Below are 17,605 nucleotides of genomic sequence, written 5' to 3' on the forward strand. Positions count from 1 at the left end.
CGTGATGTAGATCCACGCCCTGCGTGGATGCTTTCTACAACGGGGGCAGCACCAGCGCGTCCCCGCGCGGCTGTTCGTGCGCGATCGGCGCGGTCGCGTCCTTCTCGCGGTCCATCACCATCATCGCCAGCGGCTTGCCCTGGTAGCGCACCTCCAGCGACTGCTGGATCGCATCCAGCGCCAGCACCTGGGTGCACAACGACCGGGCCTGTACCTCCAGCGCCTGCCCTCGGACGTCCATGCGACGCTCCAGGTCGGCCTCCATCTTCTCGGCGCGCGCCTCGATCCGATCCGAGCCGCCGGTCAGCATCGTCCACATCACCCCGCGGGCAAGCGAGGCAGACATCGACTCGGCCGCCTGCTCGATGCGCGCCTCGAACTGCTCGCCGAACAGATCCTGCTCCCAGATCCCGCGGCCCAGCGTACGGCCAACGTAATCGTGGGCATCCCTGCGCAGCCCCTCCACCTCGCGCGCCTTCCGGCGGCTGCCGGTCATGATCTCCACCGTGGCCCCCAGCGCATCGAAGGCGATGTCCGTGACCTCCCCGGCCACCCCGGCCACGGCAGGCACCAGCTGGCGGGTGCCCCATTCGAGCTGGCGCAGGCGCTGGGCGTCGGCGTCGCTGACCGGAATCGGCTGGCGGTCGATGTTCAGTTCGCCATCGTGGAAGAAGATCTCCGCCGGCACCTGGTCGCGGTTGCGCAGCCAGATCCCGCCGCTGTCCACCAGCACGTTGTAGGGCGTGCTTACCCCGCACTGGCGCGAGGACAGCTCCGGCCCCTTGCTCTCGCCGGCAGCGGTGGTGCCAGCCAAGGTCAGGCCCAACATCAGACAGCCGGTCAGGGGCAGGCGCATGGTCGCGTTCATATAAAGGAGACAACCGGAGCGTGGCACCCCGGGGCGACCCCGGCGCGGGTCGGAAGTCACCCTGACCGGCGGCCATTCGTTAGGGTCGCGTGAGGCCCGCTGTTCCGTTTTTCGCGCCCCTGCGTCGCATCCCCGATCGGCGTTTCGGCCTTGACTGCGCACTCGCTTTCGACAGGTCCAGACCGTTCGTCGGACGCCTTCCCGGCCCGGTCCTTGCGCCGCAAGGGATTAGGGAAATTCACTACATTTGGCGTTGACGACACCTGGTACCCCCACTATCTTGTGGCCGTCGGTACCGCCGACCACAAGTCGACGGGCGTATCGCCTTCACGCCGATGGCCTGAAGACCTACTGACAACCGCACGAAGTACAGCGTGTGGTGCCGGTCGCAGGATTCTCCGGGGGGAGAGGACCGGTGACGCAGGGGAACCGCCCGCAGGCTTGCCTGCCCGGGTCGCGGCTCCTGCGACGCCGATAGTCCACCCTGAGCATCTCTGCATCGGTTCCGGCGCCTGCCAGGCAGACCCACGCTGTACCACCCCAAATCACGCCAAGAGGAAAACGCCGTGAGCACCGAAACCAGCGCAGCTATCGATAAGGAAAGCGAATTCCTGCTGACCTCGCCGCCCACGGCGACCGCCATGAGCGTGACCAAGCGCAATGGCACGACCGAACTGGTGGACCTGAACAAGATCGTGCGCGCCGTACAGCGCTGCTGCGAAGGTCTGCATGCGGTGGATCCGATGCGCGTTGCGACCCGCACCATCTCCGGCCTGTACAACGGCGCGACCACCCAGGAGCTGGACGAGCTGTCCATCCGCACCTCGGCGCTGCTGATCGGTGAAGAACCCGAATACGGCCGCCTCGCCGCGCGCCTGCTGGCCAACTTCATCGCCAAGGAAGTGTCCGGCCAGGAAATCCATGCGTTCTCGCAGTCGGTTGGCCGCGGCCACGAAGTGGGCCTGATCAACGCGCGCCTGCTGGAGTTCGTGCAGGTCAACGCGCGCAAGCTCAACGACGCGATCGATCCGTCGCTGGACCTGCATTTCGATTACTTCGGCCTGCGTACCCTGTACGACCGTTACCTGCTGCGCCATCCGCACACCCGCAAGGTGATCGAGACTCCGCAGCAGTTCTTCCTGCGCATCGCCAGCGCGCTGAGCGAAGACGTGCCGGAAACCCTGGCGCTGTACAAGCGCATGGGCAACCTGGATTACCTGCCGTCCAGCCCGACGCTGTTCAATTCCGGCACCACGCATGAGCAGCTGTCCTCGTGCTTCCTGCTGGATTCGCCGCAGGATTCGCTGGAGTCGATCTACGCCAAGTACGGCGACATCGCCCAGCTCTCCAAGTTCAGCGGCGGCATCGGCGTCAGCTACAGTCGCGTGCGTTCGCGCGGTTCGCTGATCAAGTCCACCAACGGCCATTCCAACGGCATCGTGCCGTGGCTGAAGACCATGGATTCCTCGGTCGCCGCGGTGAACCAGGGCGGCAAGCGCAAGGGCGCGGCCTGCGTGTACCTGGAAACCTGGCACGCCGACGTCGAGGATTTCCTCGAGCTGCGTGACAACACCGGTGACGAATCGCGCCGTGCGCACAACCTGAACCTGGCCAACTGGGTGCCGGACCTGTTCATGCAGCGCGTCGAGGCCGACCAGGAATGGTCGCTGTTCGATCCGAGCGTGGTGCCCGAGTTCACCGATCTGTTCGGTGAAGCCTTCGAGCAGGCCTACCTGCAGGCCGAAGCCCAGGGCAAGGCCCAGCGCACGATCTCCGCACGCAAGCTGTACTCGCGGATGATGCGTACCCTGGCCGAGACCGGCAACGGCTGGATGACCTTCAAGGACAAGTGCAACCGCGCCAGCAACCAGACCCTGCGTCCGGGCAACGTGATCCACCTGTCCAACCTGTGCACCGAAATCCTGGAAATCACCTCGGCCGAAGAGACCGCGGTGTGCAACCTGGGCTCGATCAACCTGGGCAACCATTTCGATGCCCACGGCGAGTTCGATTTCGACAAGCTGGCCGACACCGTGCGCCTGGCCGTGCGTCAGCTCGACCGCGTGATCGACCTGAACTTCTACCCGATCGAAACCGCCCGCCGCGGCAACCTGCGCTGGCGTCCGGTCGGCCTGGGCTGCATGGGCCTGCAGGACGTGTTCTTCCGCAAGCGCCTGGCCTTCGACAGTGCCGAAGCCCGTACGCTGTCGAAGAAAATCGCCGAGACGATCTACTTCCACGCGCTGGAAACCTCGTGCGAGCTGGCCCAGGAACGCGGCAAGCACCCGTCCTTCGCCGACACCCGTGCGGCCAGCGGCGAGCTGCAGTTCGATGCCTGGAACGTGGTGCCCGAAGACACCGCGCGTTGGGATGCCCTGCGTGAGCGCATCAAGGAACACGGCCTGCGCAACTCGCTGCTGATCGCGATCGCCCCGACCGCGACCATCGCCTCGATCGCCGGTTGCTACGAGTGCGTCGAGCCGCAGGTGTCCAACCTGTTCAAGCGCGAAACGCTGTCCGGCGACTTCCTGCAGGTCAACCGTTACCTGGTGAACGAGCTCAAGAAGCTCGGCCACTGGACCCCGGAAATGCGCGACGCGATCAAGCTGGCCGAAGGCTCGATCCAGGGCATCACCCAGATCCCGGAAACCCTGCGCCACATCTACCGCACCGCGTGGGAACTGCCGATGCGTTCGCTGATCGACATGGCCGCCGACCGCGGCGCGTTCATCGACCAGTCCGCCTCGCTCAACCTGTTCATGGAAAGCCCGAGCATCGGCGCGATGTCCTCCATGTACATGTACGCCTGGAAGCAGGGCATCAAGACCACCTACTACCTGCGTTCGCGTCCGGCGACCAAGATCGCCAAGACGACCGTCAGCAGCTACACCCCGGTCGAAGCCGTCGCCTGCTCGCTGGAAAATCCGGAAAGCTGCGAGGCGTGCCAGTAAACAAGGCGTGCCGGCCCACCGGGCCGGCAACGCCGGGTGCACCGACCAACGTCGGCGCCTATCCGGGAACACCGGTTCCGCCGGAAAAATCACACATCCGGTAGCGACCGACCGTTGGTCGGTCGTTGCCAAGAAGGACGAAACACCATGGCCGACAAGCCTCGCCAAATGCTGCTCGATCCCGGTTTCGAACTGACGTTGCGCCCGATGCGCTACCCGCAGTTCTATGACATGTATCGCAACGCCATCAAGAACACCTGGACGGTCGAGGAAATCAACTTCCAGATCGACATCAGCGACCTGCACGGCAAGATGTCGCCGGGCGAGCGCCACCTGATCCACCGCCTGGTCGCGTTCTTCGCCACCGGCGACTCGATCGTGTCCAACAACCTGGTGCTGAACCTGTATCAGCACCTGAATGCGCCGGAAGCGCGCATGTACCTGTCGCGCCAGCTGTACGAAGAAGCGCTGCACGTGCAGTTCTACCTGACCCTGCTCGACAACTACCTGCCCGATCCGGACGAGCGCGCCAAGGCGTTCGACGCGGTGGAGAACATCGACTCGATCAAGAAGAAGGCGGACTTCTGCTTCAAGTGGATCGACTCGATCCAGAACCTGAAGCGCATCGAGACCCGTGACGAGCGTCGCCAGTTCCTGCTCAACCAGATCTGCTTTGCGGCGTGCATCGAGGGCCTGTTCTTCTTCGCAGCTTTCGCCTACGTGTACTACTTCCGTTCGCGTGGCCTGCTCAACGGTCTGGCCTCGGGCACCAACTGGGTGTTCCGCGACGAGAGCGCGCACATGGAGTTCGCCTTCGAGTGCGTGGACGTGATCCGCGAGGAAGAGCCGGACCTGTTCGACGATGCGATGAAGCAGCAGGTGTATGACATGCTGGCCGAGGCGATCGAGTGCGAAGTGCAGTTCGCCGAGGACGTGCTGTCGGGCGGCGTGGCAGGCATTTCGACGCGTGACATGCGCCAGTATCTGCAGCATTGCGCGGACAATCATTTCCATCGCCTGGGCATGGAGAAGAAGTACAACGTGCGCAATCCGCTGAGCTTCATGGAGCTGCAGGACGTGCAGGAGTTGACCAACTTCTTCGAGCGCCGTTCGTCGGCCTACCAGGTGGGCGTGAAGGGCGAAGTGTCGTTCGACATGTCGTTCTGATCTGACGCTCGCGTCGTGATTCCGAAGAGCCCCGGACCTGTTCCGGGGCTTTTTCGTCTGCGCTCTACGCGACCCATCCACCCCCCTGTCGTATCATCCGCGCCACCCCACCATTCCCGGCCCCCGCCATGACCCCGATCCCCGAAACCATCCCGCCCATCGAAGTCCGCATGGCCGAGATCGTGTTCCCCAACCACACCAACCACCTGGGCACCCTGTTCGGTGGCCAGGCACTGGCCTGGATGGACAAGGCGGCGTTCCTGGCCGCGGCCCGCTACTCGCGCCGCACCGTGGTCACCGCGCGCTCGGACCAGGTCGATTTCAAGCTGCCGATCCGCATTGGCCAGATGGTGGAAACCGTCGGCCGCATCGTCGAAGTCGGCCGCAGCTCGATGAAGGTGGAAGTGGAACTGATCGCCGAAGATCTCCACACCGGTGAGCGCAAGCTGTGCACGCGCGGGCACTTCGTGATGATCGCGCTGGATGCCGACGGCCACCCGACCAGCGTCCCGTCGCTGCCGGGTGACATCCCGGGCCCGTAAGCGGCTCCCGATCTCCGGATTGCCTCACCCCCCCTGCGCCCCCATCTGCTGTCCATGAGCACACCTCTCGCCGAGTTCATCGACCGCGCCCAGCGCCTGTTCGTGCTGACCGGCGCGGGCTGCAGCACCGATTCGGGCATCCCGGATTACCGCGATGCCGATGGCCAGTGGAAGCGGACGCCGCCGGTCACCTATCAGGCATTCATGGGTGAGCTGGCCACGCGCCAGCGCTATTGGGCGCGCAGCCTGCTGGGCTGGCCACGGTTCGGTTGGGCCCAGCCGAACCGCACGCACGCCGCGCTCGCCGCGCTGGAAGCGCGTGGCCAGGTCGAGCTGCTGCTCACCCAGAACGTCGACCGGCTGCATCAGCGGGCCGGTAGCGAAGCGGTGATCGATCTGCATGGTCGGCTGGACCAGGTGCGCTGCATGGGCTGTGAAGCGCGTACGCCGCGCGAGGCGTTCCAGCAGCGGCTGTTGGCGCTCAACCCGGGCTGGGAGCACCTGGAGGCCGCACAGGCGCCAGACGGCGATGCTGATCTGAACATCGATTTCTCGTCCTTCCAGGTGCCGGCCTGCCCGGCCTGCGGCGGCGTGCTCAAGCCGGATGTCGTGTTCTTTGGTGAAAGCGTGCCGCGTGAGCGCGTGGCCACCGTTCACGACCATCTGCAGCGCGCCGATGCGGTGCTGGTGGTCGGCTCCTCGCTGATGGTCTATTCCGGCTTCCGCTTCGTGCAGGCCGCGGCCCAGGCCGGGTTGCCGATCGCCGCGCTCAACCGCGGGCTTACCCGCGCCGATGCGCTGCTGAGCCTGAAGGTCGACCAGTCCTGCGCCGACGCGCTGGCCTTCCTGCTGCCGGGGACCGCCACCGCCTGAGCCGCTGCGAAACACTGATCCACTGGCACGGTTGCCTCCGCCGCCGCACAGGAGTGCAATGGCGCCCGGTTCCATTTCCTCTTCCCGAGTTCCCCCCTTGAGCCAGCTCTTTTCCTCCATTTCCTTCGGCCCGCTGTCCCTGCCCAACCGCATCGTGATCGCGCCGATGTGCCAGTACTCCTGCACCGACGGCCTCGCCAATGACTGGCACCGCATCCACCTCGGGCAGCTGTCGCAGTCCGGCGCCGGCCTGCTGATCCTGGAAGCCACCGCCGTGCTGCCGGAAGGCCGCATCAGCTGGGCCGATCTGGGCCTGTGGGATGACGCTACCGAAGCCGCGCTGGCCTCGGTCGTGGCCTCGGTCAGGCAGTGGTCGCCGATGCCGCTGGGCGTGCAGTTGGGCCATGCCGGCCGCAAGGCCTCGGTCAACAAGCCGTGGGAAGGCGGCGGCGCGATGGACCCGTCCGATCCGCGCGCGTGGCCCACGGTCGCGCCGTCCGCGCTGCCGTTCGCCAAGACCGATCCGACCCCGACCGAACTGGATCTGGCCGGCATCGATGCCATCGTGGACGCCTTCGCGGCGGCGGCACGTCGCGCCGAACGGGTGGGCATGGACCTGATCGAACTGCATGCCGCGCACGGTTACCTGCTGCACCAGTTCCTGTCGCCGCTGAGCAATCGCCGCGAGGACGAATACGGCGGCTCGCTGGAGAACCGCATGCGCCTGCTGGTGCGTGTGTTCGATGCGGTGCGCGAAGCGGTGTCCGATCGCATTGCCGTCGGTGTGCGCATCTCCGCCAGCGACTGGGTGGCCGGCGGCTGGGACATCGAGCAGAGCACGACCCTGGCGCACGTGCTGGACGCGCGCGGGTGCCAGTTCCTGCACGTCTCCAGTGGCGGCAATGGCCCGCGCCAGCAGATTCCGCTGTCGCCGGGCTACCAGGTACCGTTCGCGCAGGCGATCAAGGCGCACAAGCTGCGCATGCCGGTCATCGCGGTGGGCCTGATCACCGAGCCCTCGCAGGCCGAATCGATCCTGCGCCATGGCCACGCCGATGCGATCGCGCTGGCCCGCGGCATCCTCTACGACCCGCGCTGGCCGTGGCATGCCGCCGCCGCACTCGGCGATTCGGTGGCACCGGCACCGCAGTACCTGCGCTGCGAACCGCGCGAAGCCCGCGGTGTGTTCATCGCCCCGGAACGCTGACCCGCGAAAGGTCGTGCCGGCCGCTGGCCGGCATCCCGGGTGGCCCTGCGCTCAGCCGGCGTCCACCCGCCATGCGGGCGGCAGCCCCTCGATGATGTGCTGCATCAGCGCCCGCACCTTCGGCGTCAGATCGCGGCGATCGCTGACGCACAGGAACAACCGCATCGGCTCCGGTGAGGCCTGCGTGCTCTCCGCATCGCCCGGCTCGAACAGCGCCTGCAGCTCACCGCGCGCGAGATAGGGCGCGGCGACGAACGCGGCCAGCCGGGTGATGCCGCCGCCGGCCACTGCCATCGCGGCCAGCGCATCGATGTCGTCGCTGACCAGCGCCGGGGCGACCTCGGCATCGAAACGCATGCCGTCGCGCACGAAGCCCCACGGCAGGTAGCGCCCGTCCAGCGGGTAGCGCAGCAGCAGACAGCGGTGCTCGCGCAATGCCTCCGGCGTCAGGGGAATGCCAGCCCGCGCGAGATAGGACGGGGCCGCGCAGAACACGAACGGCACCTGCGCGATCGGCCGCGCCACCAGGCCTTCCTCCAACTGCGGCTCGATCCGGATGCTGACGTCCACGTCTTCGTGGGCGTGGTCCACACTGCGGTCGGTGAGCAGCAGTTCGATCGCCAGGCGCCGGAAACGCGCCTGAAGCGAGGGCAGCAGCGGCGCCAGCGCGTGCCGGCCGAAGGCGGTGCTGCTGGCCATCCGCAGGCGCCCTTCGGGCGTGGCGTCCAGATCGGTCACGGCAGCCTGGGCGCGCTGCAGGTCGCGTTCGATATGGCGCACCTGGGCCAGGTACAGCGCGCCGCGCTCGGTCAGGGCCAGGGTGCGGGTGGTGCGGTTGAGCAGGCGCACGCCCAGATGCGCCTCCAGCCGGGCGATGTTCTGCCCAACCGCGGCCGGACTGACCCCCAGCGTCCGCGCGGCCGCGGCCAGGCTGCCGGCATCGGCGGTCCGGATGAAACTGCGGATTGACTGGAGAATGTTCATGCTGGCCGCCATTCTCGCGCTCCATTGGAAAGAATTTCTTTATAAAGCGCCAAGCCCATCCGGTCTACCCGCCCCGCTGGGGCCTGCTTATCGTGCCTGTCCCGCAACCGCCAGGTTGCCTGCTCGCCCGGCTCCGCAGCCTGGGCGACGCCGCTTCCGCGTTGTGCCGCCCCCGCTGCCGTCGCGTCCTGCGCACGGCCTGGCAGCCTTCCCCGGAGATGGACATGAACCCAGCGCTCGCCCCCCTCGATACCGACCCGCAGGAAACCCAGGAATGGCGTGAGTCGCTGGAGGCGGTCATCCACGCCGCCGGCCGCCCGCGCGCGCATTACCTGATGGACCAGCTGACCGAGCTGGACACGGCCCGCCATGGCGACCTGCATGGCCGTGTGTGGACGGCGTACACCAACACCATTCCCGTGGAACGCCAGCCGGCCTACCCGGGCGACCTCGGCATCGAGCGCCGGCTCAACGCGATGATCCGCTGGAACGCGATGGTGATGGTGCTGCGCGCCGGCAAGCACTCCAACGTGGGCGGCCACATCGCCACGTATCAGTCCGCAGCGGTGCTGTACGACGTCGGCTTCGATCACTTCTTCCGCGGCCGCACCGACACCTTCGACGGCGACATGATCTACATCCAGGGCCACTCGGCGCCGGGCATCTACGGCCGTGCGTTCGTCGAAGGCCGCATCGCACCGGAACGGATGGACAACTTCCGCCGCGAATCCGACCGCGATGGCCTGTCCTCGTATCCGCACCCGCGCCTGATGCCGGACTTCTGGCAGTTCCCCACGGTCTCGATGGGGCTGGGGCCGCTCACCGCCGCCTACCAGGCGCGCTACATGCGCTACCTGGAATACCGCGGCCTGAAGGAACATCAGGGCCGCAAGGTCTGGGCCTTCCTGGGTGATGGCGAAATGGACCAGCCCGAATCGCTGGCGGCGATCTCGGTGGCCGGCCGCGAGCGCCTGGACAACCTGGTGTTCGTGGTGAACTGCAACCTGCAGCGCCTGGACGGTCCGGTGCGCGGCAATGCCAAGGTCATCCAGGAACTGGAAGGCACCTTCCGTGCCGCCGGCTGGAACGTCATCAAGGTGATCTGGGGCGGTGGCTGGGACGCGCTGCTGGCCAAGGACAGCACCGGCCTGCTGCGCCAGCGCATGATGGAATGCGTGGATGGCGACTACCAGACCTTCAAGTCGCAGAACGGTGCCTATGTGCGCGAGCATTTCTTCGGCAAGTATCCCGAACTGCTGGCGCTGGTCGCGGACCTGAGCGATGACGAGATCTGGGCGCTCGCGCGCGGCGGTCACGACCCGCAGAAGGTCTACGCCGCCTACGCGCAGGCCGTCGCCGGCAACGGCCGGCCAAGCGTGATCCTGGCCAAGACGGTCAAGGGCTTCGGCATGGGCGAGGCCGGTGAAGGCCAGAACATCAACCACCAGCTCAAGAAGATGAGCGCCGATGCGGTGCGTGCGTTCCGTGATCGGTTTGATCTGCCGGTCAGTGACGACCAGCTGGAGGAGATGCCCTACCTGCGCCCGGCGCCGGGCAGCGCCGAAGCGCGTTACTTCGCGCAGCGCCGCCAAGCCCAGGGCGGCCAGCTGCCGGCGCGCCTGACCCACGTCGATCCGTTGCCGGTGCCGGCGCTGTCGGCCTTCGCCACCCAGCTGCAGGGCAGTGGCGAACGCGGCCAGTCCACCACGATGGGCTTCGTGCGCATCCTCACCACGCTGCTCAAGGACCCCGAACTGGGCAAGCTGATCATCCCCATCGTGCCCGATGAATCACGCACGTTCGGCATGGAAGGCCTGTTCCGCCAGATCGGCATCCACTCCTACCTCGGCCAGTTGTACACCCCGCAGGACGCCGGCCAGCTGAGCTATTACAAGGAAGCCAAGGACGGCCAGATCCTGCAGGAAGGCATCAACGAATCCGGTGCGATCTGCTCATGGATCGCCGCCGGCACGGCCTACAGCAACCACGGCCTGGCCACGATTCCGTTCTACATCTTCTATTCGATGTTCGGCCTGCAGCGCGTGGGCGACCTGGCCTGGGCGGCTGCCGATGCGCGCACCCGCGGCTTCCTGCTCGGTGCCACCTCCGGGCGTACCACGCTGATGGGCGAGGGGCTTCAGCACGACGACGGCCACAGCCATGTGCTGTCCTCGGTGATCCCCAGCTGCGTCTCCTTCGATCCCACCTACAACTTCGAACTGGCGGTGATCATCCAGGACGGCCTGCGCCGGATGTACGTGGACCAGGAAGACATCTACTACTACATCACCGTGCTCAACGAGGCCTATCCGCACCCGGCACTGCCCGAAGGCAGTGAAGCGGGCATCCTCAAGGGCCTGTACCTGCTGCACCCCGCCGCCGCCGACAGCGACCCCGCGCTGCGCGTGCAGCTGATGGGCAGCGGCGCGATCCTGCGCGAAGTGGAAGCCGCGGCGTCGCTGCTGCAGCAGGACTTCGGCATCGCCAGCGACGTGTGGAGCGCCACCAGCCTCACCGAGCTGCGCCGCGATGGCCTGGCGGTCGAGCGCTGGAACCTGCTGCATCCGGTGCAGGAACCGCGGGTGCCGTACGTACAACAGTGCCTGGCCGCGCACCCCGGCCCGGTGATCGTGGCCACCGACTACATGAAGATCGTCGGCGACCAGATCCGTCCCTTCATCGACGGCCGCCGCTTCACCGCCCTGGGCACTGATGGCTTCGGCCGCTCGGACACGCGCGAGTCACTGCGTACGTTCTTTGAAGTCGACCGCCACTTCATCGTGCTTGCCGCGCTCAAGTCGCTGGCCGATGAGGGCCGGATCGAACGTGCCCAGCTGCAGGTGGCGATCGACCGGTACGGGATCGATGTGGAAAAGGTGGACCCGACGGCGGTGTAACTGCTGGCACGGGCCCCCTTGGTTGCATCTGAGAGCATCGACCGCAGCCCGGCGGTGCTCGCTTACACTGGCCGGATGCGCCCCGATTCCATCCTCACCCTGTCATGCCCGGACCGTACCGGGATCGTCTACCGTGTGTCCGGCCTGCTGTTCGAGCTGGGCTGCAACATCCTCGATGCCCAGCAGTTCGGCGACGACGAGAGCGGCCGGTTCTTCCTGCGCGTGCACTTCGATCGGGCCGCCGATCAGTCACTGGGCGACGTGGAAGCCCGCATGGCCACGCTGGCCACCGAGTTCGGCATGGACTGGCAGCTGCATGATGCCCGCCGCCGGGCACGGCTGCTGGTGCTGGTGAGCAGGCAGGGGCATTGCCTCAATGACCTGCTGTTCCGTGCGCACAGCCGGCAGCTGCAGGTGGACATCGCGGCGGTGGCCTCCAATCACGAGGACTTCGCCGCGCTGGCCGGCTCGTACGGCGTGCCCTTCCATCACCTGCCGGTCAACGCGGACAACCGCGCCGTGCAGGAGCAGCAGATCATCGACCTGGTCGAACGCGAGCAGATCGACCTGGTGGTACTGGCGCGCTACATGCAGATTCTGTCGCCGCGCCTGTGCGAGGCGCTGGCCGGGCGGGCGATCAACATCCACCACAGCTTCCTGCCCAGCTTCAAGGGCGCGCAGCCGTATCACCAGGCGCACGCGCGCGGGGTCAAGATCATCGGCGCGACCGCGCACTATGTGACCCCGGATCTGGACGAAGGCCCGATCATCGAACAGGACGTGGCGCGCGTGGATCACGCGATGACGCCACGCGATCTGGTGCGGCTGGGCAGCGATACCGAATCGCAGGTGCTGGCCCGCGCGGTACGCCGGCATGTGGAGCATCGGATCCTGCGCAACGGGCATCGCACCGTCGTCTTCCGCTGACGGGTAGGTACCGACCGTTGGTCGGTACGCCGTTCCGGCCGGCGCCCGGGTTCGCCCGTCAGATCACCGCGATCTTTGCCTTCGCCAACGCCTCGCGCACCATCCCATCGTTGGCGTCGGTCACCGGCCGGGTCAGGTCCCAATGGAATTTGACCCGGAAGCCGGACTTCACCGCATCCTGCGCGCTCCACAGCACGCAGTAATCGCGTGCCAGGCCGCACACATGCACCTCGCGGATGCCGCGCTCATGCAGCCAGCCGGCCAGGCCGGTGGCCGGGCGGGTCCCGTCGGGACCGTGGTTCTCACGGAAGGCACTGTACGAGTCCACCGCGCGGCGGGTGCCCTTGCGCAGGATCAAGTCAGCCACCGTCCAGTCCACGCCCGGGTGCAGCGCGGCACCGGCGCTACCCTGCACGCAGTGGTCCGGCCACAGGGTCTGCGGCTGCGCGTGCAGCAGGATCGCCTCGAACGGGAGGTGGCCCGGGTGCTGGCTGGCGAAGGAGGCGTGGTCGGCCGGGTGCCAGTCCTGGGTCGCCACCACGGTGCCGTAACGGCGTTCGGCCAGCAGCGCCGCAATGTCCGGCACGATCGCATCGCCGTCCACGCAGGCCAGCGCACCACCGGGCATGAAATCCGGCTGCAGGTCGATCACGACCAGGGCGACATCGGCGGGGTAACGGCTCATGGCGGCTTCACGACGGAGGGGGCGCCCAGTCTAGCCGACGCCCCCGCAGCGGTCAGTCGGCGTCGCCCTGCCGGGAGGTGCCATCGCCGTAGTACAGCACGCCCAGCTTGATCCGCTCGCGCCCGGTCTCGCGGCGGTGGCGGTTGGCGTCGCGCAGCGAGTACACGCAGCCGCAGTACTCCTGCTGGTAGAACTGCTCGCGCTTGCTGATCTCCACCATCCGCGCGGCACCGCCGCCCTTGCGCCAGTTGTAATCCCAGTACTGGATACCCGGATAGTGCGCGGCGGCGCGGTGGCCGCAGTCGTTGATCTGGTTCATGTCCTTCCAGCGCGAGATGCCCAGCGAGCTGCTGATCACCGCAAAGCCGTTCTCATGCGCGTACAGCGCGGTGCGCACGAAGCGCATGTCGAAGCACATCGTGCAGCGGATGCCGCGCTCGGGCTCGTTCTCCATGCCGCGCGCACGCGAGAACCAGTTGTCGGTGTCGTAGTCGGCGTCGACGAACGGCACGCCATGTTTCTCGGCGAAGCGGATGTTCTCCTGTTTGCGCAGTTCGTATTCCTTCGCCGGGTGGATGTTGGGGTTGTAGAAGAAGATCGTGTAATCGATGCCGGACGCGGTGATCGCTTCCATCACCTCGCCCGAGCATGGTGCGCAGCACGAATGCAGCAGCAGTCTGGTGTGCCCGTCGGGCAGGGACAGGGTGGGTCGGTCGATCGGTGTCAGGTCATGCAGGTTCATGCGTTTCTCGTCGACCCCACCGCCGGCAACGGCGGCGATGGGGTCCTTGGGGCGGTCTACAAAGAGGCGATCACGCGGCGTTGGCGTCTACCGTTTCCTCGCGCAGTTCACGCGCGGCGGCCACCAGCGCTTCCAGCGCCGCGCGGGTTTCCGGCCAGCCACGGGTCTTCAGGCCGCAATCCGGGTTGACCCAGATCTGCTCCGGGCGCAGCACTTCGGCGGCCTTGCGCAGCAGGGCCAGCATCTCGGCCTTGTCCGGTACGCGCGGGGAATGGATGTCATACACGCCCGGGCCGATCTCGTTGGGATACTGGAAGCGCACGAAGGCATCCAGCAGTTCCATGCGCGAGCGCGAGGTCTCGATCGAGATCACGTCCGCATCCATGGCGGCCACCGAGTGGATGATGTCGTTGAACTCGGAATAGCACATATGCGTGTGGATCTGGGTCGCATCGCGCACGCCGCTGGCGCTGATCCGGAACGCTTCCACCGCCCAGTCCAGATAGTCGCGCCATTGCGCACGGCGCAGCGGCAGGCCCTCACGGATGGCCGGCTCGTCGATCTGGATCACGCCGATGCCGGCCGCTTCCAGATCCGTCACTTCATCGCGCAGGGCGAGTGCGATCTGGCGGCAGGTGTCCGCCCGGGACTGGTCATCGCGCACGAACGACCACTGCAGCACCGTCACCGGCCCGGTCAGCATGCCCTTCATCGGCCGCTGCGTGAGCGACTGCGCGTACTGCGACCAGCGCACGGTCATCGGCTGCGGACGGGTCACATCGCCGAAGATCACCGGCGGCTTCACGCAGCGCGAGCCGTAGCTCTGCACCCAGCCATTCTTGGTGAAGGCAAAGCCATCGAGCTGCTCGCCGAAGTACTCGACCATGTCGTTGCGCTCGAACTCGCCATGCACCAGCACGTCCAGCCCGATCTGTTCCTGCACGCGCACGCAGTGCTCGGTCTGGGTGGCCAGGAACGCATCGTAATCCGCATCGGAGAGCTTGCCGGACTTGTTGCGGGCGCGGGCCTCACGCACCTCCAGCGTCTGCGGGAACGACCCGATCGTGGTGGTCGGGAAGCGCGGCAGCTTCAGCGCGGCGGCCTGGGCCAGGTGGCGTTGCGGGTAGCGGCTGTGGCGCTGTGCATCGGCCGGGGTCAGCGAGGAAAGACGCGCGGCGACGGCCGGGTTGTGCACGCGCGGCGAACGACGGCGCGATTCGATGCACGCACGCGAATGCGCGAGCGGTGCCTCGGCACGCGCCGGTGCATCGATCGCGTCGGCCAGCACGCGCAGCTCGCCGAGCTTCTGCCTGGAGAACGCCAGCCAGCTGCGCAGTTCGTCATCGAGCTTCTTTTCGTGGTCCAGATCGACCGGCGTATGCAGCAGCGAACACGATGGCGCCAGCCACAGCGCATCGCTGCCCACGTGACCGTGGGCGTAGCGCGCCAGCACCAGCGCGTTGTCCAGATGGGTGCGCCAGATGTTGCGGCCGTTGACCAGGCCGGCCGAGAGCACGCGGCCGGCCGGCAGCGCCTTGATCACCGCGTCGAGCTGTTCCGGCGCGCGCACCAGGTCCACATGCAGGCCATCGACCGGCAACGACGCGGCGAGCGCGAGGTTGTCCTCCAGCGCACCAAAGTAGGTTGCCACCAGCACCTTGGGGCGCGCGGCCTGGGCCAGCACCGCGTAGGCATGTTCGAACGCGGTGCGCGTGGCCTCGTCCAGGTCCTGCACCAGCAGTGGCTCATCCAGCTGCACCCACGCCGCGCCGGCCGCCTTGAGTTCGCCCAGCAGCTGCACGTACACCGGCAGCAGCGCATCGAGCAGATCCAGCGCGTTGCTGCCATCGGTGGTCTTGGACAACCGCAGGAAGGTGACCGGCCCGATCAGCACCGGCCGGGTCTCGATCCCCAGCGCCTTGGCCTGGCGGTATTCGGCCAGCGGCTTGTCGCCGCGCACCGTGAAGGCCTGGCCGGCCTGCAGTTCCGGCACCAGGTAGTGGTAGTTGGTGTCGAACCACTTGGTCATTTCCAGCGCATGCAGGTCGATGCCATCGCGCTGCAGGCCACGCGCCATCGCGAAGTAGCCGCTCAGCGGCTCGGCATCGGCGAGCGCGCGATAACGGGCCGGGATCGCATCGAACAGGAAGGCGGCATCGAGCACCTGGTCATACAGGCTGAAATCGTTGCTCGGTGGCACATCCACGCCGGCCTCGCGCTGCAGCTGCCAGTGGCGCTCGCGCAGCTCGGCCGCGGTGTGCTGCAGCGACGCGGCGCTGCTCTCGCCGGACCAGAATGCTTCGAGCGCGCGCTTGAGTTCGCGCTTGGCGCCGATGCGCGGGAAACCCAGGTTGGTAACAGTGGTCATTGGAACGTGTCCTCATTGCGTAGGGGCATTGAGGAACGAAGGAACCGCGCGCCGTCCGGGGCCTTGCAGCCCGTTCCGCCCCGCCAGCGACCTTCGCCCCCGCGGGCGAACCGGATGCCGTGAAGCGGACGCACGGGGGCAGCGCCATGCAGGAGGCAGGGCGGCAGGCCCCGGCAACCTCCCCGCGGACGTTCCAGGTCGAATCAGGGGACGGTCGTGTCCCCCGGCCGGGGCCGGTATTCGGGCTGATGGACACGGGCGCGGGCGCCCACCTACTCCCTGCCGCTTCCCAGGCCCAAGGGCCCAGTGCTGTTGGCAGGTGTCGTTTCCATTCACCGCTGCGGGGCAGCTCCGGAATGGGCGCGCAAGGCGCCTTCACCGGATTCCCGTTTAAATCCATCCCTTCATCTGCATGAAGCGATAAATACCTTCGGCGAGCACAAGGTAGGCCGAAGCGGAGCGATGGTCAAGTCGTCTGCGCGATCCGCCCACTGCATCCAAACCACCGCCGCCTGCGTATCTCCCTGCAAGCCCGCCCGTTTGGACCTCCATGCGCCAGCCCTTGCCCTGCCTGATCCTGCTGCTGTCGGTGATCGCCGCCCCCGTAAGTGCCGCCGATCAGACCGTGCAGCGCCAGGAAGGCCGCGCGTACGCCACTGCCGATGGCCGCCTGCTGTATCGCGAGACCCATTGGCTGCAGGGGCCGGCGAGCGCACAGTCGCGCCTGGTGCTGTACCGCTGCAGTGACGGCCGCCCCTTCGCGCGCAAGTGGATGACCCCGCAGGGCAGCCCGCAGACGCCGGATTTCACCCTGGACGATGGTCGCGACGGATATCAGGAAGGCGTGCGCGGCCGTGCCGCCGACCGCCAGGTATCGGTCCGCGCCAGCGCCCAGGCACCCACCTTCAGCCGCGCCATCACCCTTCCTTCGGGGGCGGTGGTGGATGCCGGTTTCGATGCGGCGGTGCGCAGCCATTGGGCCGCGCTGCAGGCCGGGCAGAGCGTGGCCTTCCAGTTCCTGCTGCCCAGTCGGCAGCGCCTGGTGCCGTTGAAACTCCAGCGCACCGGCGCGGTGAGCTGGCAGGGCGAGCCGGCCGAGCAGCTGCAGATGAAGCTCGATGCCTGGTTCGGCTTCGCGGTGCCGGCGGTCACCCTGGTCTACGCCACCGCGGACCAGCGCCTGCTGCAGTTCACCGGCACCGGCAACGTCCGTGACGAGAAGGGCAGGTACCCGCAGGTGCGGGTCGAGTTTCCGGCGGCACCGGTTGCCACGCCTGCGGCCGAGTTGTCCGCCGCGCGGACGCAGCCGCTGGTGAAGACATGCGGTGCCTGACCGCCCCCTTGCAGACGGCGCCGGGAGCAACGAGGATGCCGATACGCCCGTTATCGACATT

Annotated in this window: 13 protein-coding genes and 1 riboswitch; of the genes, 8 read left to right on the forward strand and 5 right to left on the reverse strand. The window is 67.2% G+C overall.

Translation table 11 applies throughout. From position 1 onward, the window contains the following. Positions 1 to 34: 34 nt before the first annotated feature. Positions 35 to 856 carry a DUF2884 family protein gene (locus tag C0R07_RS10375; protein WP_254427814.1) on the reverse strand — a complete coding sequence of 274 codons (822 nt, stop codon included), beginning with the start codon at positions 854 to 856 and terminating at the stop codon, positions 35 to 37. Between the two features lie 578 nt (positions 857 to 1,434). Here C0R07_RS10375 and C0R07_RS10380 point away from each other — a divergent pair. From C0R07_RS10380 to C0R07_RS10400, 5 genes are all read left to right on the forward strand, one after another. Next, positions 1,435 to 3,819, forward strand: a complete 2,385-nt coding sequence (locus C0R07_RS10380; protein ID WP_102788835.1) for a ribonucleoside-diphosphate reductase subunit alpha — start codon at positions 1,435 to 1,437, stop codon at positions 3,817 to 3,819. Between the two features lie 147 nt (positions 3,820 to 3,966). Next, complete coding sequence (locus C0R07_RS10385) at positions 3,967 to 4,986, forward strand: ribonucleotide-diphosphate reductase subunit beta (RefSeq protein ID WP_019184840.1); 1,020 nt, start codon at positions 3,967 to 3,969, stop codon at positions 4,984 to 4,986. Positions 4,987 to 5,114: 128 nt separating this feature from the next. Next, positions 5,115 to 5,528 (forward strand): acyl-CoA thioesterase, encoded by a 414-nt coding sequence (locus tag C0R07_RS10390; RefSeq protein ID WP_019184839.1) that lies wholly within the window; start codon positions 5,115 to 5,117, stop codon positions 5,526 to 5,528. Positions 5,529 to 5,582: 54 nt separating this feature from the next. After that, positions 5,583 to 6,401: an NAD-dependent protein deacetylase gene (locus C0R07_RS10395; RefSeq protein ID WP_102788836.1), complete on the forward strand. Its 819-nt coding sequence runs from the start codon at positions 5,583 to 5,585 to the stop codon at positions 6,399 to 6,401. Positions 6,402 to 6,459: 58 nt separating this feature from the next. Continuing rightward, positions 6,460 to 7,608 carry an NADH:flavin oxidoreductase/NADH oxidase gene (locus C0R07_RS10400; protein WP_102788837.1) on the forward strand — a complete coding sequence of 383 codons (1,149 nt, stop codon included), beginning with the start codon at positions 6,460 to 6,462 and terminating at the stop codon, positions 7,606 to 7,608. A 51-nt stretch (positions 7,609 to 7,659) separates the two neighbouring features. On the opposite strand, the gene C0R07_RS10405 is transcribed toward C0R07_RS10400, so the two are convergent. After that, positions 7,660 to 8,592, reverse strand: coding sequence for a LysR substrate-binding domain-containing protein (locus C0R07_RS10405; RefSeq protein ID WP_167390355.1), 933 nt, complete (start codon positions 8,590 to 8,592; stop codon positions 7,660 to 7,662). Between the two features lie 224 nt (positions 8,593 to 8,816). Here C0R07_RS10405 and aceE point away from each other — a divergent pair, with 224 nt between their 5' ends. Both aceE and purU read left to right on the forward strand, forming a co-directional pair. Then, entirely contained in the window at positions 8,817 to 11,489 is a 2,673-nt protein-coding gene (gene aceE, locus C0R07_RS10410; protein WP_019184835.1) for a pyruvate dehydrogenase (acetyl-transferring), homodimeric type, read from the forward strand. 75 nt (positions 11,490 to 11,564) lie between these two features. Then, positions 11,565 to 12,416 carry a formyltetrahydrofolate deformylase gene (gene purU, locus C0R07_RS10415; protein WP_102788839.1) on the forward strand — a complete coding sequence of 284 codons (852 nt, stop codon included), beginning with the start codon at positions 11,565 to 11,567 and terminating at the stop codon, positions 12,414 to 12,416. A gap of 58 nt (positions 12,417 to 12,474) precedes the next feature. Here purU and pncA read toward each other — a convergent pair whose 3' ends face one another. From pncA to metE, 3 genes are all read right to left on the reverse strand, one after another. Next, positions 12,475 to 13,101 (reverse strand): bifunctional nicotinamidase/pyrazinamidase, encoded by a 627-nt coding sequence (gene pncA, locus C0R07_RS10420; RefSeq protein WP_046272299.1) that lies wholly within the window; start codon positions 13,099 to 13,101, stop codon positions 12,475 to 12,477. A gap of 52 nt (positions 13,102 to 13,153) precedes the next feature. After that, positions 13,154 to 13,843 carry an epoxyqueuosine reductase QueH gene (locus tag C0R07_RS10425; RefSeq protein WP_070426404.1) on the reverse strand — a complete coding sequence of 230 codons (690 nt, stop codon included), beginning with the start codon at positions 13,841 to 13,843 and terminating at the stop codon, positions 13,154 to 13,156. A gap of 70 nt (positions 13,844 to 13,913) precedes the next feature. After that, positions 13,914 to 16,211, reverse strand: coding sequence for a 5-methyltetrahydropteroyltriglutamate--homocysteine S-methyltransferase (gene metE / locus C0R07_RS10430; protein WP_102788840.1), 2,298 nt, complete (start codon positions 16,209 to 16,211; stop codon positions 13,914 to 13,916). Positions 16,212 to 16,425: 214 nt separating this feature from the next. Beyond that, a riboswitch (cobalamin riboswitch) is annotated at positions 16,426 to 16,659 on the reverse strand. Positions 16,660 to 16,761: 102 nt separating this feature from the next. Here metE and C0R07_RS10435 point away from each other — a divergent pair. After that, on the forward strand, positions 16,762 to 17,544 hold the full coding sequence (locus tag C0R07_RS10435) for a hypothetical protein (RefSeq protein WP_080341449.1): 783 nt from the start codon (positions 16,762 to 16,764) through the stop codon (positions 17,542 to 17,544). Positions 17,545 to 17,605 lie beyond the last annotated feature (61 nt).

Origin of the sequence: Stenotrophomonas bentonitica, assembly GCF_002887735.1 — a bacterium.
GTDB lineage: Bacteria > Pseudomonadota > Gammaproteobacteria > Xanthomonadales > Xanthomonadaceae > Stenotrophomonas > Stenotrophomonas bentonitica_A.

What these genes read in the sequence shown, in the direction of transcription:
- C0R07_RS10375 (WP_254427814.1), bottom strand. Translation starts at nt 856, where the DNA reads ATGCGCCTGCCCCTGACCGGCTGTCTGATGTTGGGCCTGACCTTGGCT.
- C0R07_RS10395 (WP_102788836.1), top strand. Translation starts at nt 5,583, where the DNA reads ATGAGCACACCTCTCGCCGAGTTCATCGACCGCGCCCAGCGCCTGTTC.
- C0R07_RS10385 (WP_019184840.1), top strand. Translation starts at nt 3,967, where the DNA reads ATGGCCGACAAGCCTCGCCAAATGCTGCTCGATCCCGGTTTCGAACTG.
- metE (WP_102788840.1), bottom strand. Translation starts at nt 16,211, where the DNA reads ATGACCACTGTTACCAACCTGGGTTTCCCGCGCATCGGCGCCAAGCGC.
- C0R07_RS10405 (WP_167390355.1), bottom strand. Translation starts at nt 8,592, where the DNA reads ATGAACATTCTCCAGTCAATCCGCAGTTTCATCCGGACCGCCGATGCC.
- C0R07_RS10435 (WP_080341449.1), top strand. Translation starts at nt 16,762, where the DNA reads ATGCGCCAGCCCTTGCCCTGCCTGATCCTGCTGCTGTCGGTGATCGCC.
- C0R07_RS10390 (WP_019184839.1), top strand. Translation starts at nt 5,115, where the DNA reads ATGACCCCGATCCCCGAAACCATCCCGCCCATCGAAGTCCGCATGGCC.
- pncA (WP_046272299.1), bottom strand. Translation starts at nt 13,101, where the DNA reads ATGAGCCGTTACCCCGCCGATGTCGCCCTGGTCGTGATCGACCTGCAG.
- aceE (WP_019184835.1), top strand. Translation starts at nt 8,817, where the DNA reads ATGAACCCAGCGCTCGCCCCCCTCGATACCGACCCGCAGGAAACCCAG.
- purU (WP_102788839.1), top strand. Translation starts at nt 11,565, where the DNA reads ATGCGCCCCGATTCCATCCTCACCCTGTCATGCCCGGACCGTACCGGG.
- C0R07_RS10400 (WP_102788837.1), top strand. Translation starts at nt 6,460, where the DNA reads ATGGCGCCCGGTTCCATTTCCTCTTCCCGAGTTCCCCCCTTGAGCCAG.
- C0R07_RS10425 (WP_070426404.1), bottom strand. Translation starts at nt 13,843, where the DNA reads ATGAACCTGCATGACCTGACACCGATCGACCGACCCACCCTGTCCCTG.